Source organism: Chitinophaga niabensis (assembly GCF_039545795.1).
GTDB lineage: Bacteria > Bacteroidota > Bacteroidia > Chitinophagales > Chitinophagaceae > Chitinophaga > Chitinophaga niabensis_B.
Map to the genome: position 1 here is coordinate 4,070,355 of NZ_CP154260.1, position 23,217 is coordinate 4,093,571.

General features: G+C 41.7%; 17 protein-coding genes and 1 tRNA gene. 13 read left to right on the forward strand and 5 right to left on the reverse strand.

Annotation, left to right across the window (positions count from 1 at the left end):
* Positions 1 to 114 precede the first annotated feature (114 nt).
* The 3 genes from AAHN97_RS15970 (at position 115) to AAHN97_RS15980 (ending at position 2,881) form a co-directional block, all read left to right on the forward strand.
* Positions 115 to 1,794, forward strand: coding sequence for a C25 family cysteine peptidase (locus AAHN97_RS15970; RefSeq protein WP_343303052.1), 1,680 nt, complete (start codon positions 115 to 117; stop codon positions 1,792 to 1,794).
* 118 nt (positions 1,795 to 1,912) lie between these two features.
* A tRNA-Leu gene (locus AAHN97_RS15975) sits at positions 1,913 to 1,996 on the forward strand.
* Positions 1,997 to 2,050: 54 nt separating this feature from the next.
* Complete coding sequence (locus tag AAHN97_RS15980) at positions 2,051 to 2,881, forward strand: SGNH/GDSL hydrolase family protein (RefSeq protein ID WP_343303053.1); 831 nt, start codon at positions 2,051 to 2,053, stop codon at positions 2,879 to 2,881.
* Here the strand turns inward: AAHN97_RS15980 and AAHN97_RS15985 are convergent.
* Together AAHN97_RS15985 and AAHN97_RS15990 are read right to left on the reverse strand one after the other, a co-directional pair.
* Positions 2,878 to 3,246 (reverse strand): VOC family protein, encoded by a 369-nt coding sequence (locus AAHN97_RS15985; protein WP_343303054.1) that lies wholly within the window; start codon positions 3,244 to 3,246, stop codon positions 2,878 to 2,880. The two genes, AAHN97_RS15980 and AAHN97_RS15985, sit on opposite strands and share 4 nt — an antisense overlap.
* A gap of 70 nt (positions 3,247 to 3,316) precedes the next feature.
* Entirely contained in the window at positions 3,317 to 4,138 is an 822-nt protein-coding gene (locus tag AAHN97_RS15990) for an AraC family transcriptional regulator (protein WP_343303055.1), read from the reverse strand.
* A 129-nt stretch (positions 4,139 to 4,267) separates the two neighbouring features.
* Between AAHN97_RS15990 and AAHN97_RS15995 the strand changes: the two genes are divergently transcribed.
* The 10 genes from AAHN97_RS15995 (at position 4,268) to AAHN97_RS16040 (ending at position 17,507) form a co-directional block, all read left to right on the forward strand.
* Complete coding sequence (locus tag AAHN97_RS15995) at positions 4,268 to 4,708, forward strand: hypothetical protein (RefSeq protein WP_343303056.1); 441 nt, start codon at positions 4,268 to 4,270, stop codon at positions 4,706 to 4,708.
* Between the two features lie 102 nt (positions 4,709 to 4,810).
* Positions 4,811 to 7,072: a tetratricopeptide repeat protein gene (locus AAHN97_RS16000; RefSeq protein ID WP_343303057.1), complete on the forward strand. Its 2,262-nt coding sequence runs from the start codon at positions 4,811 to 4,813 to the stop codon at positions 7,070 to 7,072.
* 85 nt (positions 7,073 to 7,157) lie between these two features.
* Positions 7,158 to 8,477, forward strand: coding sequence for a hypothetical protein (locus AAHN97_RS16005; protein ID WP_343303058.1), 1,320 nt, complete (start codon positions 7,158 to 7,160; stop codon positions 8,475 to 8,477).
* Between the two features lie 226 nt (positions 8,478 to 8,703).
* A complete protein-coding gene (locus tag AAHN97_RS16010) occupies positions 8,704 to 9,510 on the forward strand; it encodes a hypothetical protein (RefSeq protein WP_343303059.1) in 807 nt (268 codons plus the stop codon).
* 11 nt (positions 9,511 to 9,521) lie between these two features.
* Entirely contained in the window at positions 9,522 to 10,523 is a 1,002-nt protein-coding gene (locus tag AAHN97_RS16015; RefSeq protein WP_343303060.1) for a hypothetical protein, read from the forward strand.
* A gap of 8 nt (positions 10,524 to 10,531) precedes the next feature.
* The gene (locus tag AAHN97_RS16020; protein WP_343303061.1) at positions 10,532 to 12,982 is read left to right on the forward strand and encodes a hypothetical protein; all 2,451 of its coding nucleotides are present in this window, start codon (positions 10,532 to 10,534) and stop codon (positions 12,980 to 12,982) included.
* A gap of 3 nt (positions 12,983 to 12,985) precedes the next feature.
* On the forward strand, positions 12,986 to 13,438 hold the full coding sequence (locus tag AAHN97_RS16025) for a DUF4231 domain-containing protein (protein WP_343303062.1): 453 nt from the start codon (positions 12,986 to 12,988) through the stop codon (positions 13,436 to 13,438).
* A 565-nt stretch (positions 13,439 to 14,003) separates the two neighbouring features.
* A complete protein-coding gene (locus AAHN97_RS16030) occupies positions 14,004 to 15,338 on the forward strand; it encodes a hypothetical protein (RefSeq protein ID WP_343303063.1) in 1,335 nt (444 codons plus the stop codon).
* A gap of 728 nt (positions 15,339 to 16,066) precedes the next feature.
* A complete protein-coding gene (locus tag AAHN97_RS16035) occupies positions 16,067 to 16,507 on the forward strand; it encodes a very short patch repair endonuclease (RefSeq protein WP_343303064.1) in 441 nt (146 codons plus the stop codon).
* Complete coding sequence (locus AAHN97_RS16040) at positions 16,491 to 17,507, forward strand: HNH endonuclease (protein WP_343303065.1); 1,017 nt, start codon at positions 16,491 to 16,493, stop codon at positions 17,505 to 17,507. Before AAHN97_RS16035 ends, AAHN97_RS16040 begins: the two co-directional genes overlap by 17 nt.
* On the opposite strand, the gene AAHN97_RS16045 is transcribed toward AAHN97_RS16040, so the two are convergent.
* Genes AAHN97_RS16045 through AAHN97_RS16055 form a run of 3 tightly spaced genes read right to left on the reverse strand, consistent with a single transcriptional unit; the run spans position 17,480 to position 23,209 of the window.
* Complete coding sequence (locus AAHN97_RS16045) at positions 17,480 to 19,570, reverse strand: AIPR family protein (protein ID WP_343303066.1); 2,091 nt, start codon at positions 19,568 to 19,570, stop codon at positions 17,480 to 17,482. The two genes, AAHN97_RS16040 and AAHN97_RS16045, sit on opposite strands and share 28 nt — an antisense overlap.
* Positions 19,533 to 22,685, reverse strand: a complete 3,153-nt coding sequence (locus tag AAHN97_RS16050) for a Z1 domain-containing protein (protein ID WP_343303067.1) — start codon at positions 22,683 to 22,685, stop codon at positions 19,533 to 19,535. Before AAHN97_RS16050 ends, AAHN97_RS16045 begins: the two co-directional genes overlap by 38 nt.
* The gene (locus AAHN97_RS16055) at positions 22,682 to 23,209 is read right to left on the reverse strand and encodes a hypothetical protein (RefSeq protein ID WP_343303068.1); all 528 of its coding nucleotides are present in this window, start codon (positions 23,207 to 23,209) and stop codon (positions 22,682 to 22,684) included. The genes AAHN97_RS16050 and AAHN97_RS16055 overlap by 4 nt, the downstream gene beginning before the upstream one ends.
* Between the last annotated feature and the right edge of the window lie 8 nt (positions 23,210 to 23,217).

Genomic DNA, 23,217 nt, shown 5'->3' on the forward strand with positions numbered 1-23,217 from the left:
TGCCTGTCCTGCGTATTTCTACGCTTCTTTTCAGGTAAATGCTACCTGTTCAAACCTTTACGAGGAGTGTAGCTTTGCTTCATCAAATTATACTTAACCTCAAAAAAAGCGAAGATGTCTACTGAAAAAAAACCACTGAACGGCTTTTCCATTGTAGCCGGTGAAAAACAAGCGGTGAGCAATGTGCAAACCATCCGCACACAGGTGCTGCAGGACCGTACCCTCTTTAACATGCAGGCTGTAGGCCGCAACTACAAACTGGCGCAGGCTTACAAAAGCGTACGCAATCTGCAGATGATGGACCCTAACAACATTAAACTGAAAACCTACGCAGAGTACCTGACCATCAACAAAAGGTTCCTGGACCTGGTACCGCTTATTGAAGAAAAACCACGCCCTGTTTACCCGGCTAATGAAAGCTACCTGAACACTTATACCTGGTTGCGTTTCCCCCGTGGTAAAGTATTGGTACTGGTACATGACGATATCTACACACAGGTAAAAGAAAAGGTAGAGCGCTATGTGCTGGACCTTGGCCGTGATGGCTACTGGGCCACTGTTCACGTAGTAAGAGGCGGCAAACCTTCCACCATCCGCAACTACATCAAGGCCAAAGCCCCTGCAGGCGTAGTAATGGTAGGTGCTATCCCTGTTGCCTGGTTTGAAATGAGCGACGATTTTCATGGCGCCAGCTCAGAGTTCCCCTGTGATCTCTTTTATATGGACACCAATGGCACCTGGACGGACTCTGATGCCGATGGCAAATACAATTCCGTAAGCGGAGATGTAACCCCTGAAATATGGCTGGGCCGCATATGGACGCCCACCCTGAATGGTAACGATGCTGCCCTTATCAATAATTACTTCGACCGTAATCACCTGTTCCGTCTCGGCTCTCTTGGCCATTCCCGTTCGGCACTCGCTTATGTGGAAGACGACTGGACCAGCTTCGACGATTGCGAAATGGACCTGATGACACCTGCTGCCTATATAACCAAATACACGAATCCTGACATCACAGATGCGGACCTTTACAAAACAGAAGTGAACAAAACACGCTCCTTTGTGCAGCTTTGTTCACACTCTTCGCCGCATGTGCATTCTTTCCGTGCAGATGGCTCAACAGAATGGATAGACCGCGCTTACTTCCGCGATGAACGTTGCCCGAATGCGAACTTCTACAATCTGTTCTGTTGCAGCACTGCCCGTTTCACAGAAAACGATTACCTCGGCGGCTGGTACATCTTTGACAAAGCCGGTGGAGAAACCAATATGGGCCTTACCGTAGTAGGCAGCACCAAAACCGGGTCCATGCTTTTCTTTGCTGACTTCTACGATCCTATCGGTAAAGGAAAATGTATTGGCGATGCTATGGTTGACTGGTGGAAAGCCCGCGGCACTGACCACGATCTTGGAGAAAGACAATGGTTCTATGGCATGAGCATCCTGGGTGACCCTACCCTCGCCTGGTGGAAAGGAGCAGTACCCCGTCCGCTTGAACCGGCAGAAGGTTCCGTATTCAATCACTATCCACGCAGCATGACCTTCAAATGGGCACCCGTGAATATTCCCGGTGTTACCTACAGCGTGGAAGTAGATGCATATGGTGCTGTGAACTCAGGCCAGTGGGCTGCACAGAGCTTCCGGAATTTTGCCGTGTATCATAACATTACCGGCACTTCCTTTAATCACAACTTCGTAGGGGCGCAACCCGGCAGATGGAGAGTAAGGGCTAAGATCGGCGACAGGTATTGCAACTGGAGCTGCTGGTGCTATTTCCGTTTTACAATTTGAGCAAAGTTCAGATATAGCCGGGAACAAAAAAAAGCAGCCCCTCGTCGGACGAGGCGGCTGCTTTTTTTTATTTGGCAATTTGAAATAATCTTTTACTTTTGCAGTCCTTTTATGGGATGCCCAGATGGCGAAATTGGTAGACGCACTGTGTTCAGGTCGCAGCGTTCGCAAGGATGTGCTGGTTCGAATCCAGTTCTGGGCACTTCAAGCCTCGTAAATTAATTTTTACGGGGCTTTTTTTTATCTTGGTTTCCTTATGCTGATAAAAACATTCATAATTGGAGCATTGTTCCTCTTTTCCTTTACCTCTCAAAAGGAAACAGTGTGGGTAGCAATTGGTGACTCTATCACCTACCTGAACGATCATCCTGATGAAACCGGGAATCGAGTTAGCAAAGGGTATTTAAGCCGCGTGACTGCCGAATTGCCCAACTTACGTTACATCAATCAGGGGCACAATGGCTGGAAGTCCAGTGATATCGCCAACAAGATCGAAGATCTTGGGTTGGTGAAAGCAGATGTTTACACGGTATTCTTAGGTACAAACGACTGGTGGGGCGGCCGACCTGTAGGAAATATCGATGATTACAAAAACAATACAGGCACCAATTCGGTATTCGGCTCATTCAGGATTATTGTTGATAAGATCCGTCAATTAAATAAAGAGGCGAAAATAGTGCTCATCACACCCATGCAGCGTAATGATTTTGTTTATTTGTCTGATGCCACTAATAACGCGCATGGTTCGTACAAAGATAAAAACGGGCAGTCACTGGAATTATTTGCCAATGCAGTGATCGCTATTGGAAAGCTTGAAAATATTCCTGTTATCGATCTTTACCACGATCCGTTGCTTGACCTGAAACACATGGTGAACTTCAAGCGCTTAAAAGATCCCCGCAGCGGTAAATATGTGAATTACCGTTACCCCACATTCACCACAATACCCTTTGATCCGAAAAACGATGAATATCCATACCCACCTAAAGCGATAAATATTACTTATGATGGATTACATCCATCAGATAAAGGAAATGAGATCATCGCAAAAAAAGTAATAAATGTAATCAGGCAGGCGCTGCCTTAGTTGCCGGAATGAAGCCCCAGCTTATTCCCTTCAGTATCAAAAAAGAGCGCAAAGAAACCCATTTCAGGACTGATCTCCGTTTTTGGAACGATGACCTCTCCCCCATTGGATGCCACTTTGTCCAGGGCAGGTTGCAGGTCTTTCCCTGCATTTAAATAAATGACTGCTCCATCCGTTGTTGGCTTGTAATCATCTCCTTTTGCCAGTACAACATTTACGGTTTCTCCATCGCTTGGCAATAAGCCCATTCGCACACCAGCCATTTCCGCTTCTTCTATGCTAACGCCTAAAATTGCCTGGTAAAAAGCGACCGCTCTTGAGAAATCCCTCACCGGGATCTCTATTATTGAAACTAAGTTCTTCATGTTTGCCTGTATTTATTATAAGGCAAAACTACCGGGCTTTCATAGTTGAAAATTGTACAAATGCGACACTTTAGTCTTTTTCGAAGATCGCAGCGGAGAGCAACATTTCGCCGTCTTCCAGGAAATCTTTGGGGCTTATACCTGTGAACTCTTTAAAGTCCCTGATAAAGTGAGCCTGGTCGTAATACTCGCTGGTGTAAGCTATTTGGGTCAGGCTTTCGGACTGCCTGTTAAGGAGGATCTTTAAAGCCGTCTGCAACCTGATGATCTTGCCCAGTTGTTTAGGGCTGATACCTATCAACTTTACAAATCTCCTTTCTAGCTGTCTTCTTTTTGATGGATCACCTTTGAGGATGTTATTTACTGAGATATTTCCTTTTGCAGATAAAAGAGCGTCAACAGTTGATTTTACAATATTGTCTATGGTTGTTTTGCTATTGAGCTTGTCCAGCAGGAAGCCTTCTGCTATTTCAATCCGTTCTTTTGTATCTGTTGCCTGAATGATCTTTTGGGTTAATTCCTTCGCAGGCTTTTTCCCGAATAGCTGGTCTATGGGAGTTTCTTTGTTTGCTAAGTTTTTGATAGGGGTTGTTACGAAGTTTGCGAAGCCGTATGGGTAAAAACGAATAGCGAAGGTGTTTACATAACCTGTTGGTTCAATATAAAAGGGGTCAATGGTTTGACCAAGCACCATTGCCCTGGGCTGAAGGATAAATTCATCGCTGGAGGTGTATCGTTTGATATCGTCTCCGAGGATAAATGCCATTTCGATGCAGCCATCGGGGATGATGCGTTGTCTCCGGGAACTCCCTTCTGCCGGAACTTCTAAAGTCCAATAGCATTTTACAAGAGATCTTAAGTCCGAATGTGGTTCAAATGTTTGATAGTTCATTGTTGTGCTGCGTCTTCAAAGATACCAAAAAGGGGGAGGCCGGCTATAAGTAGTTTTATGCCTGGAACTTTTCATAAATGTTCCGATCTTTAGCTTACATATGCTATTAACTAAACAACGCGTTGGGCTATGACGGATACTTCTTATACCACCACCCTTCTGCCGCTGACAGAAGCCGATAAACAGGTGATTAAAAAGGCGATAAAACCTTATTACCAGGTAAATTTTATACTGATACCGGTTTTAGCTGTTGTATTTTTCTTTGGATTATGGTATTTCCTCATCTTCCTAACCCTTGTGGTTTGTTATAATTTATTTGCCTTCTCCAGTATTAAGAAAAATGAGCTATCGTTAAGTAATCCCAAAACCATACTGACCGGTGAAATCACCAAAAAGGAACCGCCGGGGGATGGAACGTTCATCTATTTTGGACAGGAAAGATTTGAACTGACCTATGCAAATATTACTTACCCCGTTGAAGTGGGTGATAAGGTTTCTCTTCATTATTCGCAGTTTAATGCTAACCAGAGAGGTATCCTTCTTAGTGTTGAAAAGCAGCATATCCGGTAGGGCGGCTTTTATGAAGCTAAGGAGTTATCCCGAAAGAAGTTTTATATTTGGGGTTTACGGGCCTGGGACCATCCATTGCCCGATGAACTTTAACCCAACACCATGCTGGATTCAGGACAATTACAATCGCTTTACGGGCAGGGCAACTATCAGCAATGCCTTGAAGAACTAAATCTCCTGCTGCTTTTTAACCCTCAGGATACAGCCGCATTACTACTGAAGGGCAAGTGCCTGTACCAGATCGCCGTGAATGAAATCCAATCCGGCAACGAGGCAGATCTTACTTTTGCTGCCAGCTGTTTTGAAGAAGTGCTTGCACTATCGCCTTCCCATGAAGAAGCGATGACCTTTGCAGCCTATATCAACATCTTCATCACACAGGCAGATCTTCCTGCAGCTATCAGTTATTGCAACAGACTGCTCACTTCAGCTGATCCAATGACCCGGGCGAATGCGCTTCGCTATCGCCAGGAAGCATATTCCCTGACAGGCGAATTCGATCTGGTATTGAAAGATCTGACAACGCTGGCAGAGCTGATCAAAGAAATTTATAAAAAAAATCTGCCCGCCCTGGATCAGGAATCCGGCGATCTTTATTTCAGAAAAGGAACAATCTGCCTTGAGAAATTTGCCGACCATAGCAAGGCCCTGGAAGCCTTCAGGGAAGTGCTGAAACACGGGCACATGGACTTCAGGGCTTTTTGCCGGATAACGGAAGCTGCACTGAACCACGGGGATTACGAAACAGGTGGAGAAGCCGCTGTACTGGCTTTTTTTACTGACAGTCCGGATCCCGGAAATGAACGGCTCGCACTTTACCATCAGATGGAAGCATTCAACCGCCAGGGCATTCATCATCCATCATTGGTGAAAGCCATGTTTACCGGGCAGCGGATCTTTGCGGATGTAGTAGGTGGGGACACAACTGAGCTACTGAGCTTTGCCCGGCAATATGTAAAAATGTACCCGGACTGGTTCTGGGCCTGGCACTATGCCGGCGCCGCATTATATGATGCAGAAAACTACGAAGCAGCACTGCCATATCTAACCAAAAGCCTTGAACTGGGTGGCACCGCCATTGGTTTACAGCGCTTTATTGAAGCAGCCTACCATGTAAACGGCGAACTACCCCTTATCACAAAATGGCCTGAGGACCTGCCCATGTTCTATTACAATGCAGGTGTTAATTTCAATGAATTTGAAGCCTCACTGACCGGTACTGCCATTGCACCAGAGCTGCTAAAGATCAGGACGACATTTTACCGTATGTCCTATGATGGTTTTTACGATTATTTCTACAATAACAGCGGAAAAGCCGGGTTCAGCGAAAGCCATATTTTTGCCATGTGCTGCAACAATTACGGTATAGCGCTAACGGATGGCGGAGCTTACGAACAGGCTGCCGATGTACATAAGCTGGGGTATTCCCTATCCCCCTTTTGGGAACAATCCCAAAGCCTTGGAACCGCATTAATGCGTCTGGAATTGTATGAAGAAGCCATTGCAGCGTTTAACCGTGCCCTCAGTGATGGCGGGCAGCACATGGGCTTTGCTGACCATATCGAGTTAAAAGGAGAGATCCTTACAGCGCTGTCCAACCTCGGCCGCACCGAAGAACTGACATCCCTTTTACAGCATACGGAAGAGGAATACAATAATTTCATCGCTGAACATGGTTCCGGTCTTTCAGAAGAAGAGCGCTTCATTTTGAGTGAGCGGTATATTACTGTACAGAATGCGCGGCACGACCTGCTCAGTGGCGGCAGCATAGAAGATGCCGTGAAAGCCTGGCAGGAACAACTGAAAAAACACCCCGATGATAATTCAGCCTGGTATATGCTGATGCAAAACTACTTCCAGTTGAAAGACTATCATCAGTGTATTGCCTGTGCCAACAATTATCTGTCAGTAAAAGCAGCGGCAATAAAACCCGAGTCCATGCTGAAAGTGCATTTTATGCGTGGCGTTTCTTATCTGCAGATTGAAAAATACGGGCAGGCTAAAGCTGACCTGATGATGGTACTGAGCGGATGCGATCCTGCGGACGAGAGCGGCCGGGCAAGTATTTGCGACTCCGGCATGCACCTCGCGAAATGCTGCGCCATGTTACAGCAATGGGAAGAATGTAAGAATTATGCCTGGGACGCCATTACCTGTTACAATGATAATGGCTGGAAATGGGATGAAGCATGTTTTGCTACCGCCATACACTATGCGGACGCCTGCATGGCAACCGGTGAAAAACAGGCAGCCATCGGAACGCTGGACGTTGTGCTTGAAATGGCGCCTGACAATGAAGCTGCACTGAGCCGGAAAAAAGAATGGAAACCAGGTGGATTCTTTTCATTTTTAAAGAAGAAATAGAAATAATATACCCAAAAACCAGTAGAAAATAATTCATAGTTTTTGTGTAGAAAGATAAAATATGTTATACGCTAACTTTGGTAATATGATAATCAACCGTTCTCAGCTATTATTTACTTCCCTCCTGCTGCCACTCCTGGCTGCTACCCTGTTATGCAAAGCCCAGACAATTATAACGCCGGGAGATAATTCCTTTGACAAAAAATGGCTAAAAAGCGGGAAATATGAAATGGCCTGCTTCTCTTTGGATGGAGCCGGGAATAAAACTGAGATCAGTACGTTTATATTCGAAATCAATGCAGGTAATGGCCCCCTGTCCATTTACACTACTTTGAAAGTTCCCGGTTCCAACGACCATTGGGTGGATACCAGCATAATAGACGGAAGTACCTTCAAGCCCATCTATCGTTCCTCCTTTAGCAGGAACAGGGAAATGGTGCTGAAATACGACAAAGAGGTTACAGGCCATCATTATGATAAACACACCAAAAAAAGAAGTACCATTAAGGAGCCCGTAAAAGAAGCTTTTTTCGATAATTACAGCTATCCGTATTTACTTGGATTACTCCCTCTTTCTTCAGGGTATCACGCAGACATGGCGGTATACGATTATAAACCAACGAACACCTCTAACGTCAAGAAAACACTTATCGAGGAAGTGAAGAACAGCCTGTTTGTGAGTCCTCTGACAGGTGAGCATAAAACCTGGCAGGTGAGTGTTTATGAGCAGGCCACCGATGAAAAGTCTGAATATTATATTGATAAAGAAACCCGCAGATTATGGAAAGTTGAAGTTTTCGCCAAGGGACAACATATTCTGATGGTGGATAAAGAAATAGATTTCAATCCTTTCAAAAGCACCTTTGATAAGACCGCCACCTTAAAGCTATTGAAAGGCGGCAGCGCTGTTATCAGCGGGGAAGCCTTTGCCAGGGATAACCAAAACGAAGGAGCGCTCAGTGGAATAGCAATAGTCAATATCAATAAGAAACAATATGCCCGCGCCGGCACGCAAATAGTGCTGATACCTTATACTGAATTCTTTAAAGAATGGATGAAGCTGAATGAAGCATCCAGGAAAAAAGGAAGGGCTATCCCGCTTCCGGCTGATGTGGCCGAATGTATGAAGGTAACAACCGTTTATGACGACAAAGGACATTTTGAATTCGTAAACCTGATGCCAGGAGACTACATGATCTATACAGAGTTTGGATATGTGCATACTTCCATACGGTCCGAAGCGACTGGTTATACTGATACCTACATAAACGGGCTGTACCAGAGTACCTATACACATATGACCACCAACGCTTATAATGGCAATGCCTCAGCCGCCATTAAAAAGGTGGTGACTATCAAAAAAGAAGGTGAAAAAGTGGAGATAAAGCTGAAGAAGACCTTGTAAGTTTCCGTTTAGATGTAAGCTATTGAAGCCCGGAAATACATCCGGGTCAGATAAAATCAGCCCTCAGGGTAAGGGCAAAGCCCGATTTATGCCCTTTTTATTTGATTTTCTCCCAAAAAACATTAATTTCAGTACAGAATAGCTTAAGAATCAATCGATAAATACCCATACCTCCGGCCCGGACTTATTCCCCTATTGCATATTGTTAACTGCATTCCCTTAATCTATGACAGAGAAGATATTAAGCTTCCAGGAAGTTATTGATGAACTTGTCCCCGGTAAGATCACCCCAAAGGACATGCTTCCATTTTGCCATACTACTACTATTGGATGCATGGCATCTATTTTAAAAACTAAATTTGCGGAACCCCGAAGCTGCGATGTTTACCAGGGCGAAAAATTACTCTATTTTTTCTATGGCAAGGCATCTTACGAAGTTGAAAAGGTGAACCAGTATACAGATAATCCCCCTTTTACACTGATCTACGACTGCGGGACCATAGGGGAGGATATTTCCAGGATTGTAGCTTTTGATTCCGGTGGTTTTCCTTTATTGAAAGCCAGAGCCGGATTTGATAAAGAACATTACACTTATTCTCCCGGTAATATCTACAAACTAATGGCTTACATCAAACTGATGTATGAAGATCATGTCAATTACCTGGGCAATGAGATCAATTTAAAAAAGCTGGAAGCGTATAAAGACAGATGCCTGGAGATAGAGGAAATGCTGCGAATTTACACGGAGGTCAGTGCAGGCAGACTTCCTGTTGATGAAAGGGTATACTCCATAGAACTACAATTACAGCGCCATGTGAGCTTTAATCCCAAATACCTTGTGATCGCCTATGATCAGTATATTCTGCCATTCTGGGGAAAGAATTTCACCAGCGCACACCCCGAGATCAAAGTAATTACTTACGGGCAGGCTGAATCAGAAGCCAATAAATTCCGTTCATTAAAAGCAGGTATCTATCAGGAACTGATGTACCAAAAGGTTAAATCCATTATTGAGAATAATATTCCCCGTTAACTATCTGATAAATGAGTTATTATGATTATGCAGGTGCTATGGTTATACACCTGGCCTCCAGTAAATTTGTGACGTCTTTGTTTGTTGATGAAGAAGGAAAGTACTATATACAGGAAGAAGATAATGATATTATTACGGGATTCTCCGATATTGTTCCTTCCCGGAAAATACTGCCTCCTAAAAGAAACATAAGGGTTTCTAAAGGAGATAATGTTATCCATACCTTCCTTGAATTCGAAAAGGAAAATGAAAAGGCAGATGACATAGACGATATATTCCAGTTTGATCTTAAATGTGGGGACAAAAACCACCTGGAAAAATCCCTGTTGCCGTTATTACATAAAGACACATTGCCTGCCTATTCGAAACTAACCATCAGCTTATTCCTTAACCTGCACCAGAGAACAATCGCCTTTATTCAGGCTTCAAACAAAGATCTCACATCACAGGGGATCACGGAACTGATTGACAAAGACAATGTATTCTCCGCCCCGTTCCCTTTGCTACATACTGAAGATGTACACAGAGACGTAAATGAAAGGCATTCCGAATTCAAATCTGTTGATCCCAGCATTACATTGGAGGATATTGTTTTCCTCAACAAAGGAAGGTTCTTTTTCTCCGGTTATGAAATAAGCACCATACAATTTATCAACAGGAACTGCTTATTGGAAGTATATAAAGAGGAAATGATCTGCCAACTGATCAAATACTATTTCGAAAGGGACAGGCACTCTATCAGGATCATTATTAGCGAACATACGGAAGCCTGTAATTTCTTTAAATTATCCAATCACATGGATATGAGTCAACGTATAGTAGAATCCCTGCTGGTAGAAACTATTGAACCACAAAAGGACAAATCGGTCATCGATATCTGTTACGATACAGATAACGCCATTCACACTTTCAAAGCGAAACCAGGTAGGGAAGTAACCTATACCATGGAACAGGAAAACAGCCTGTTCCAATCCGGCCAAACCATCATATCCAATTTCCTTAAAAAATTATAATTGCAATCATGGCCCCTAAAAACGCAAATATCCCTGGTAGCGATTATCACTTTATCCTGAACTGTTATAGTGCTAACGATATTGGAGCGGTTATTAAAGACTTCAAACTGCAAATGGAAGGGTATGAACTGCTGTATGCCATAGATATGTATGATATCATGGAAAAATACCTTCCCTATATCAAACCGGATCTTTTCTCTAACACTGACCGTAACTATCAGGCACAGCGCATGATCTGTTATAAATACTTTTTCAGTGAATTAACCAATACCCCCGTTTTCCTGGTAAAAGAATATAACGTTGAACTGATTGCCGCCAAAAATAAGATCAGAAAGCACCTGAGAGATGCCACTATTGTATTTCAGAACCTGATGCAGCTGAAAAAGGAAACAAATAACTTCCTGAATGACCCGGAAAAAACCGTTGTCTTTATACGGGATAACTTTGAGGTCCTTTTGATCTTATTAATGCTTAACAGCAGCGCTAAAACAGAGTTCCATGACTTTTTTGATTTCCTTCACAAAAGACTATTCATCTCAGAAATAAAAACCGAAAACAGCCAGCACCAGGAAACACTGAACCAGATCCTGGAAGACAGTCATTATACCCATTTTTTTGTAAAAATATTTGAGAAGTATATCGATATGAATAAATATGCCCTCCTCTCCCTATCGGACCCTGAGGACCGGCATATTTTCCTTGAAAACACCTTCCGGGATACACAGGTCATTGAAAAACTACTCAATATCAATGAACAGATCCGGAAACGGAAAATGAAATATGCCGTTTGTTACCTGTCATCTGCCAAAAAAACCAATGATATATTTAAGGCCATTGAAAACTACGGATCTTTTGACTATCCATTCCTCCATTTTGATCAAAGAAACATTAACAGGAACATTTACCAATACTTCCTCTTAGACAGGCTAAAAAAAGAATTCGGCAGCAACCCGGAGAAAGCATTGGAAATACTGGAAAAACTACGTGATCTGCTGGCAAAGATAGAATCTGCCACCGGGCATAACGCCGCGCGCCCGGTTGAATTGGAAAAGGAAACTATCCAGCTGGCAAAAATACTTTTCGATGATAAGCTGAGTAACCTGGATAATCACTTTTATTACAATCTGTACCAAAGGTATAAATCAGCCTTTGGAGAAATAACTTACAATCAATATGCAGCCATCAGCGAGCATGAGATAAAAAAGATCGTCACCGAGATTGACGAAAGCATTGACGGCAAAAGCCTCTCAAAGATCAATTCCCTGGAAGTAACCCTTTCCCTGCTGGAACAAAGGCTTGTAATGGTGGATACTTTCATTGGGGCCGAGGAATATGATCCCGAATACAGGTTCGGAAGGGACATCATACGAAACCCCTATCAACATCTCCCCAACATACCCTTGATACATGATAGATTTGATTCCCCCTTAAAGGATAAGATCTATGCTTTTCTCGATCTTAGTGCTGAAATACCAGGCGCTGCTATCCAACAGTTAAAAGACAGCTTCAAGGACATTGTGGACGAACTGGCATTGATCAAAACGGATAACCTGGAGACCCATTTCCTGAAATATGTGATGACGGCCTACCTTACTTTTGTAGGACAAAGTAAATTAAAAATACCTAAAGAGATTAAAGTTGAAAACTATTACCCGGAGATAGAAGAATCGCTCATCCTGGAACTGGAAGGGCTATATGAACGAATTAATTCCCAATACCTCAAAAGTGATCCGGACTCCATTCACAAAAATCAGCTGGAATTCTACCAATCCAAACCCGAGCTGTTATCCGAGATCATTTACATGCTGCTCTGGCTTTACAGAAGAAGCTTACAGGAAGACAAGGGCATTCAAAAGGCTATTAAGAACCATCATATCCATCATAATGATCCGAGGATACTGCAGGGCATTGCACTTTGTTATATCTCCAAAGCCTATCAAAGCCTATCAGACGGTGCCTCCATGGAATATACAGATAAAGCCATTGACTACCTGGCAGCAGCCAGGGATAAATACCGGCAGCTGATACTGGAACAGCCAGGTAAAGACAAATTCTACCTGGTGACCCGGAACTATATTGCCATCCTGAACTCCATTGCTGATATGCATGTAAAAAAGTACCTGTTAGATCCGGAGTCAAAGAGAAATGAGGATCTGATCAGTACCGGCCGCCGGTGTATTGACGAGATCAAAATGCTTTATAAAGATATTCAGCTGGACTATGACACCCACCCCGTTTACTCACTCACTGAAATTGAAATTGAATACTATGAAGCACTTCACTATTACAACAAAGGGATCATGGGAGAAGCGCACAAGAAAATATTCAGCGCCATATTCCGGGTGAAAAAGGTAAAAGAGATCCCTGAAGTGAATAAATATTATGCCGACATTCTTGAGAAAGGGGTCAGTCACTTATATGAACTATCCAACAAGGTTATCCATCACAATAAAAGATAAACTATGAGCGAACAATTAATCTTCCTGCGGACATCCATTGAAGAGCGGTTAAAGGGCAGCTCCGGACGCAGCCTGCACTACAAGCGGTATGCATTTTCTATCTTTATCAGTACCGCTATACTTGCGGCGGTAAGTTCCATACTACTGGGGCTGAAATTACAGGACCCGACTCAGGCAGAGGTGATAAGGATCACTGTGCTGGTGATCAGCAGCATTATTAGCATTGCAACCGTTTATAGCGCCTTTTTCAACCACCGTGAATTATGGATCGCCAACAATGATGCTGTTAACAGGTTCTACAAGCTCAGGTTCAAAATGGATTTCAGAGAAAAGTCGGAGATACCGCTAACACCGGGTGAGGTGGAAGAATTCGCAAAAGAGTACCAAACTATTGTGGATGATCAGAATCAGGCCTGGGAAAGGTCACGTAGGGCGAATGCTGTAACTAAGGGGTAAGGGAGCTTTTAGGGAAGATGCTTGTATTTATGCGTATTGTCTTTATTAGCCTTTTGCCCTGTTGCAGACCTTGATGCCCACAGCATAAACACCCTATCTCTTAAATAAAATCCGGTATAATTACGCTGAATATGAATATTAATAACATCTTCGATAAAGATATTATTCAGGGGCAGTTCGTTTGTCAGAGCGGTATTACTCGGGGTTGCCTAAAAAAGTTATGTTTAGGGTGGGTATGTGTTGTAGAGGTTGTCTAACTATCGTTTTAAAAATTTCAAAAGGAGCATCATTAAGTTGATGCCCCTTTTTAATAAATTATAACCAAAATCAATATACTTAATCTCTAAAACATTTAAAAGTGGCACAAACCAGTTTGTTTACTGTTAAAAAAAAGGCATTTTAGCACCTTCTAACAAGGATATCTTACATAATTTTTTACTCAATTTGTTTATATTCGAAGCTACTAAATGGATGAGATAAAGTAGATCCAACCAATGACAGATAGGTGCTTGGCTCTATTTTCACAACTGTTGCATTCAAAACCAGAATAAACTACTAGATTTCTATGCTCGAAAAAATAAAAGAAAAAGCTGAGGCAAATGGGATCAAATCAAAAATAATGACAAGAAAGATTGAATCGATTCTTAATGCTCCCCGTGAACGAACCGACCTAATCATCCAAATGCCATATGAAAGGGATAATAAAAATATTATCCTGAATAGTGAGCACCAAAATCTCACAGAAATTTTGGATTCAAATTTCGAAAAATTTAAGTTCTTAAAGGGCTTAGAGGCTATATACTCCAATGAATTAGGGATAATTGAGTGCCAAATTGAATCTGACGACAGTTCTAGAATTTCTAAATTTCTATTTCGAAGAATAGCAAGCTACCTTAATACTGAAACGAATGGAGAATTTCGAGAATTAGAAGGGACAGATGAAAAAGACTCAAATTTTAGAATCGATTTTCCTTCAAACCATGATAAATTGAAAATTTACATATCAGAATCTTCCACTGAATTCTCTTTTCTATTTGGTTCCAAAAGCGATAGCTACTTCTTCAGGACGAAGTTACGTCCATTTAATGTAATAAGAATTGAAGGACTAAACTTTGAAACCCATAATCAAGCTAAAGAGCTACTAACAAATATTGCGAACTCCGCCTTTTTTCAATTAGACTTATTAATTGAAATTCCATTTCGTTTATCTTCTGGCAGGGATTGGCAAGAAGAATTTCGCACTAAAAGAAAACTAGTCCAGAAAGGGAAAATATTAACTACACCAAAATTTCAATATGATCAAGAAGCAATATCTCTATACTGGTACGCAAGAACCGCTACCAATACACCGTTACTCCAATACCTCGCATTCTATCAAGTACTAGAATATTATTTCCCTTTGTATTCAGCAAAAGAAGCACGAGAACGGATTAGAAACTTACTTAAAGACCCAACATTTGATATAAATATTGAAAAAAACATTGCAAAAATATTAGATACTGTTAGAGTTTCTAGTAAATCAAAAGCCATTGGGGATGAAAGAAGCCAACTTAGGTCTACTATACTGAGTTGTGTGGATCTAAGTGATTTGGTTGAACATTTTGAGTCAAATGAAAAAGTTAAAAACTTCTTTTGCGATAGTAAAAAAGAAAAAAGCCTTGTAACTCAAAGGATATCATTCAATAGAAAAGATCATGATATAAGAGGAGATATAGCTAATCGTATTTACGATCTGAGGTGTCGAATTGTTCACACTAAAGAAGAAGCAGAAGTTGAGTTACTCCTTCCTTTTTCTCCAGATGTGACTTTAATCAGATATGATTTAGATTTGCTTGAATTTATAGCCAGAAAGGCCTTAATTGCAAACTGCAAGGAACTAAAATTTCAAGCTAAAATGTAGTTTCAAAAATGGGGAGATAAGTTTAAAGATTGTTTAATATAAGTGAATTGTTTATTGACACTTCATATCTATGCTTCATTGTCAAGCTCACCATCATCTAATTTAATATCCCAAACTCATTTTTAGCTTAAATCAGGCCATAATTATCCTCTCAATATTTTCTGCTAAATCATAATAAACACTTTCTTGATCAGGTTCAGAAAGTGCATTTAATGGCCTTATAGGACAATTTACAGCTTGATACACTTTGAGAGGACTTTTAGTAAACCTATATTTCGCAACGATTACAGGTAAGATTTCCGCGCCCTTTTTAGCAACCTTATCAAGTACGAAGAAAGTTCATTATCTCTGATAAATGTGGAAGCTAATAAATCATTTTAAACCAACATTGACGATTGAAGCCATGATCAATAATAGTGATAATTATTGTCTATACCGGCTCTATAATTATGATCACTTCACTAATACAGCAGATTTTTTGTACTGGAAAGTAATATTCCGGAGAAGGTTTTATTAAGTGAATAAACCTACAAGGCCTATATTAAATAAATGCAGAGAGGTCCGCATTACCGACACTATTACATAGACTATGTAAATATAGAAAATCGGGAGGGGTAAGCACCCTAACACTCATTAAGACCCTTTTATTCCGAGAATTTCCAGAGATTATTTATATTACATAACACTTTTGAACCACCTATTCCCAAATCCATGTTTAACCAGTAATAATGACAGACGTACATTCAAAAGAAGTCAGAAGCTTCAACATGAGCCATATAAAGGGTAAAAACACTAAGCCCGAAATGCTGATTCGTCGATTTCTTTTTAAAAATGGCTTCCGCTACCGACTTCACGTCAAGAATTTACCAGGTAAGCCCGATTTGGTGCTTGCAAAGTATAAAATCGTCATTTTTGTACATGGTTGTTTTTGGCATGGACACAAAGAATGTAAATACTTTGTGGTGCCTAAAACCAGAACAGAGTGGTGGCTCAATAAAATTACCCGAAATGTCTCTTTAGATGAGAAAAATAAAGTAGAGCTTGTGCTACTTAACTGGGAGGTAATTGAAATATGGGAATGTGAATTAAAAAAAAACAATCTTGAAGCGACCCTCTCCTTATTACTCAATAAACTGAAAATGAATTCTTCATATGTCGGGAAACAGTAAAAATGCATGGACCCTAAAATCGAAGGGCATTGAAAGCGCATTTGGGGGAAATGAAGGTTATCCTGATAGCCCTCAATCGCACTATATATATGATACAACGGTAAAAAATCACGACAAAGTAGGCATAGGGGATCTTATTGTTATCACAGGTAAGAAACAAATTATAGGAATTGCCACCATAGAAGATATAAAAATTGAGAACAATATATCCAAAGTCCGTTTTCGTTGTCCAATTTGCAGAAATCAGGAAATTTCGGTCAGAAAGAATATTACCCCAAAATACAAATGCAGAAAAAAACATGAATTTGATGAACCTGTAACCCAAGAAATAGTAGTAACCCGATATAGCGCCTACTATGGATCATCTTTTAAGCCGGCTTCAGGGCTTGCAACCAATATACTTAAACCATACTTTGTAAAGCACAATCTTTATTATTCAATACAGAAAATGCAACTATCTTTCTTTCAGGACTACTTTCCAGGGTTAACAACTCATTATGCCGGTACTGAAAAGAAACAAGATATTATAAGAAAAAAGATTCAATTACCCCTTTTGCCATATGAACCAGACAACAAAGATGAACGGGGAAGGAAAAGTCGTATTCAGCCTACCCGTCAAGGACAGGAAAAATTCAGAGCTGGCTTATTTGAAATATATGGCGTTGCCTGCATGCTAACCGGGTGTACCGTGGCCAGGACTCTTGAGGCCAGTCATATTAATCCATATAGGGGACTTAAAGACCACCATTTGGAAAATGGTTTTTTGTTCCGAAAAGATTTCCACGCTTTATTTGACAGCAATCTCATGGGGGTGAATCCGGAGACCCTCACTATTCATTTACACCCAACTTTAAAAACAACCTGTTATGAAGAGTTTGATGGACAAAGGCTGACCATCAACCGCGATGACTTCGGTCCTTCAAAACAGGCCATGATGATACGTTGGGAAATCTTCTGTTCCGCCTGTCAGGATCAGCGTCTTCGCATACCACCGTTATAAATCTGCAGGATTCCCGCTGCCATTTCCACCATCTGCTCCGTAAGCGGTTTTTGCCTACGCAAATTATTGATAATATTACTGATCGCTCCTGTTTGTATCAGTGTTAACCGGCCTGTTTCTTTCCCAATCTGTTCAATTTTCTCCCATTCTTCGATCGATAAATCGGAAATCGCATTAAGAGCCCCTTCATCTGTAGTAGTTTTGTCATCATCTTTCCGATATAAATGACGAATGGACAATAATGCTATCCCCCAATTCTTAGGGGCATAACGTTTCAACTCCTGCCAGCAAATTTCACGTTTAGCCCACTCACTCACAAGAGCATACTCAGCCGGCTTTTTATCCTGCAGATATTGGTTAACATTCATCAAAACATCCTGAAGCACAGCCTCTAATTCCTCCGGAATTACCTGCTGATGCCAGATCTCTTGTAAATCTATTTTTCCTTCCGTGTAATAATTCAGCCAGGCCAACGCATAAGGAACAGCAAGATAACGAAGGTCTCCCATTGCCAAGGGCTTTCTGCCATAAAGCCTTTCGCCAGCGTTAAACAGAAGCGCAATTGCAGCAGTTTCTTTAAAGTATTCACGCGTAGGAGTTCTTTTCCCTTCTGCTTCAATAAAATGCAGGTAGTTTTTCTGGCTCCCCCTAGCCACAACATAGGGTGCCTGATACCAGGCATTCCTGAATTTCGCAAACTCTTCTTTCCGGACTACCTGATGAGGAGGATTTCTATCTTTAAAATCGGTTTTACCTTTTGAGGTATGCGCTTTATTGATCTCTTCTTTATACTGTCCCTTTACACGCTCATAATACCAGCGGGTTTGCTGATAGCCAGTAACAGGGCTGGCCCAGGTGGTTCTGGATAATTCCTCTAAAGTGATATGAAAAGCCTGATTGGATGAAAAATCTGTTTCACTTACTTTATTCTGACTATTGGCATATTTTGAAATCCGGGCAACCACCTTCTCCATTTGGCTGTCATCATCTATTAATGTGATCTTCATTTGTACATACACCTGGCTGAGATCAGCACGATCCTTTTTCCGGGCGTAGTAAATAGAAGAAGTTGTCTGCCCACCATTGACAATCTGAAGGCCTTTTATATATTTCAATATACCGGTTTCCGATGACTCATCGTTTATAACGGTCAGTTGGGTTGCTGTAGCTGATATACCGTTATTGTATGCCAGAAACATTTCTGGTGATTCCAGGATCGTTCTTCGAATTTCCTTATTTACTTTTCCCAGGTTCTGCAAATATACTCTCACATTCTGTTCCAATAACCGTGAACCATAAGCATCATAAAGATCAGCTAGCAATTGCCCAGGTACAATACTGAGGTAAGATATATAACCCTTTTTACTACGTTCAATCGAAAGGCAACGTATTTTCTGTGCAAATCGCTCAGGAATATTAATTTCTATAGCCTCACGTTTGCGTTGAGAAGACCAAATCTGAAAAATCCGCTCCAGGTCCCATATTTCCGTGAATACCGACAAATCGCCAGCATGCATTTTTTCCGTCTTCATTCCCTTTCGGACAATTCCATCCGTAAGCAGAATGATTCTAACCCGCAGTAAATTTTCCTTCAGGCTGATAAAATTCTGCTGAAACTCACGTTCTTCCGCAGCGTCTTCTGTTGCATTAAAATCTCCTTTATTCATATAATTAAGGTATTTCAATGCCAGATTGATACTTGCGGTGGTACTGCTTTTCTCCAGCACATAAGGGATTCCTGTGCCATTGTAATCAGCGATAAAAATATCCAGTGTTTCATAATTGTCCCACAACCCGTAACCATTGATCTGACGTAGCCTGCTTCCGCTTTTAGTGCGATGTACAGCTGTACATACTCTGGCATTCCCGGTTTCATTTACATCTGTCAGGTATTCAATCGCCAGTTGAGTAAAGGCTGCTTCCCGAAAACCGCCATTTCCGCTCTGCCTCATGGATTCCGATACTTCCTGGGCCAGAAAGCCAGCAAAATTATTCAGCTCTGCATTTGCTTTAGTAGCCATAATACTAATTCTCATTTTCATTCTCCGGATCTTCTTCTGCATCCGGCGCGTTATTTAATTCCTGCAGGTAAACATCGTTTGCCATATATGGGATCATTTTGTCATTTTCGATTTGAGGCAGACTGATCGCATAGCCCGTTGCAGGAAGGTCATTGCGGCCTCCAAAACCGACAGGATCCAGCAGATAAATGAGCAATAATGCATTTTGGGGTCCACGATACTCCCGAATATACTTTCCTGCAGGGAATTTTGGCCCACCCTTTGACTTACTATTCCTGATAGTATCATCCCATGCCTTTATATAGCGTTCATCCGTTTCTTCCATATCTATGTATTCGTGAGGCGGACTGATGATGCGTGATTGGCGAATTATGTAGTTTGAAGGATCAACAGTAACCTGGCTCCCTTTTTTCTTAATACTTTCTTTACGTTCAGTCCTTCCTACCGCAATCTTTTTGCTGTCAACCTGAAGGCCAAAGGGAGTATCATCATTGGAATTATTAATCAGCACTACTGTCCAGTTGATCAGGTTTCCATTTTTTAACTGTAGCGTGATATACCGGCGAATAAAATCCGTCCGGATATTTTGTTGTCCGGTGTCATAGTTTTCCAGGAATACATCAATGGATGAATAACTAACATTCTCCCAGATATATGGCTGGCTCTGACGGACTTTTCCTGAAACAGGCCCAAGAACCTGAGCCAGTTTAACCAATGCATCCAAATTTTTATGCAATATTTCAGGAGATTTACTAAGTATATACGTTTCGAGCAGTTGTCCGGAATAGCTGAGACGCAGTTCTGTAGCTCCCTTTATCTTGGCTGCAGCAGAAATCATCAGCGTTCCGGGCGCCGATCTTACCTTCAAACCAAAGTTGCCGGGATTTCGCTCCGCCAAATCCATAATATCAAACTGTTCCTTCAATTCCTCCGTAGCATTGCCGATGTATTGATACCAGGTAATCAATTCCCACGTGGTAAATACCCTGCATAAATCAGCATAACCTTGCCTGTAGCCAAACCAGCGGCCCATTTGCAGCAAAGTATCGTAAAATCTCGTAGCGCGTAGGAAGTAGCTGACAGACAATCCTTCAAGGGTTAGGCCTCTGGAAAGCTTGTTCCCTCCAACAGCTATGACGGATAATCCTTCCTTTTGGTAATCATTATAGTTTAAAGGCATCACATTGTCGTAAGGCATTCCTTTTTTGGGGCCATGAACAGCACGAACATCTATCTTCTCAATGGCCTGACTTAGAAAAGGCGCAATTTCTTCCCAGTCGTGTTCCATCATGCGGGGATCTTCATACCCCAACCTCTCAGCGATTTTCTCCGTTCGCCCCTTGAATTCGTCTGTCCAGACCTGCATTAATGTTTCCGTAAATTTTCCATCAGGATTGTAGCGCAGAATATTCTTTTTTGCTTGAAGATAATCGTTGACAAGTCCTGCAATATGATTGATCCAGTCGATATACCAGGAAACGTGAACCAGCATGGAATTGTGTTCCCTCGCCTGCCCTCTCGCAATTCTGATGGCGCAAACTATGATAAAACAATTGACCGCATTTTCCAACGAAGGAGGAATTGCCTCCGGTTTAGTGTCTTCCTTGAGATGTTTTTTGGGAATATACAGTTCAAAATCGTCTACAATATCCATCATAGGCAGCACATCTTCATCAGCTCCATTTTCCCTATCTGTATTAAAGACTTTGGTATAACCGATATAATTGGACGGTGGGGGAATATTGATGATGAAATCTTTGGGAAACAGATCCTTCCCAAGCCTGAAACGCTTTCCGTCAATAATAAGATCCTTATCTTCCGTCTTATTGCGGTCTGAAATAAAAATATTGGCAAACGGCGTAGCGGTGTAGCCTACAAAGGCACTTTGTTCAAACAACCCCAGCGTAGAGCGGATGTAACCATTTATTTTAGAAACAAACTCCTTATCCACGTTAATCGAAGCATAATCAGCTTCATCATCAATGATGAGCAGGGGTATGTTTCTGATAATTCTATAATTCCCGTCCTCTTTTCCTTGTGCATATAACCAAGCCAGCAGCGTTCTTAAAACAGTTGGATTTTTTTTAATGACTAATGCATAATAGTCCTTTGTGTCTAAGGGCAAATTCTTCATGGACGATGTTTTGAGATCGCCATTGTCACCTACTCCTGTGATAGGATGCACCGGAATGCTGCTTCTATGTTTTCCTACACCAATAACACTCTGTTCGCCTGGAACAGAGGAGGCACCGGAAAAACCTTCATCCACGCGGTACTGTGTTTGCTGGCGAAGGTTTTCATACAAACCGGAAAGAATGATAATAATACGAAATCCAGCATCCGCAGCCTTGTTGATCAAACCAATATAATTACTTGTTTTGCCGGATTGAACATCTCCTACAATCATACCTCTTTTATCCCAAATTCCAGGTTTGAGGGGATCGCCAATACGATTCAGAATATCATCTGTGAGATGATCCAACTTTGTAATCGTAGTAGCTGCCAGCCCTTTTTCATCAAGGTATTTTTTATATGCATTCCAGAAATTCCAGACAATCTGACCCTTCCTTTCTTTCACCCATTCATGCTCAGGTTTTTGGTTTTCAAATATCTGGTGCTCCGGATTAGAAACAATATGTTTACTTTCCAGGGTCGCCTGCAATGCCAACCTGTTCAATAAAGCATCCAGGTTCTCCTTACCATAAAATACCTCGGCACCTTTAATGCCGGCATTGAGTGCTCTTACAACTCTTTCTGGTTTTATTTCGTCCTCATTTACTAGATAAGGCATTGCACCTCCCACAACAGCTTCTTTGATTTCCACCCTATCTTTCATTTGCAATTGTTCCTTTTCAAGCTGCACTTTTATTTCTTCCACCAGCTGCCCTTGCAGTGCTTCCTCAATCAGTTTTTGGGCTTCTGCAAAATCATTAAGGTTCAATGCAAAATGGACGGCTCCCTGATACAGGATAGAACGGGAAAGTACGGCATTTTCGTCTTTCAGGAACTTTGCCGCCGCCTTTTCATAATTCAAGGCATGCTGTATAAATTTCCAATAGCTTTTTTGTTCGTTTCTCCTATTCGCGAAAAAAGCCATTTCGGCAAAGTCCATAGCTTCCTCGTGCCAGTTGTTCACTTTACGGATATCTTCGCTCATATTTCTCCAGTTAAGGTTTTTGGGGTACTAAATTCCACAATTATCGCACAAGCAGGCAATCCCATATCTGCTGACCGCGTGGTCTGCCCAAGTTTTTCGTTCAAACGGTATTTCAACTCCCCGTCTGTACCTTTCATTTTACCGCTTACTTCCAGTCTAAGTTTATTCTCAAACGGATACCCCTCTTTTTCTTCTCCACACCAGAAATCGAATCCGGTTCCTTTCCATGAACGACTTACCTTAAATCCATGACAGTGATAAATCAGCGCTACAGCAACGCCCATGGCACCATATTCAATAGCCTCCTGTTCATCATTGAGACTATTTTTACTCGATTCATCAACCATCAGCCGGGATAACAAATAGGATTCGGAAATCGAACCTTCTACAGGAATTACAACATCAAGCGGATGAGCATGGTGGTTCAGGCATACAGATGCACTTTCTGCAAGAAATCCGCCATATCGGACAGACAATCCCGTGCTATGACCATCTTCTAATGTCTTAAGATCCAGTTTTTTCATATGTGGTA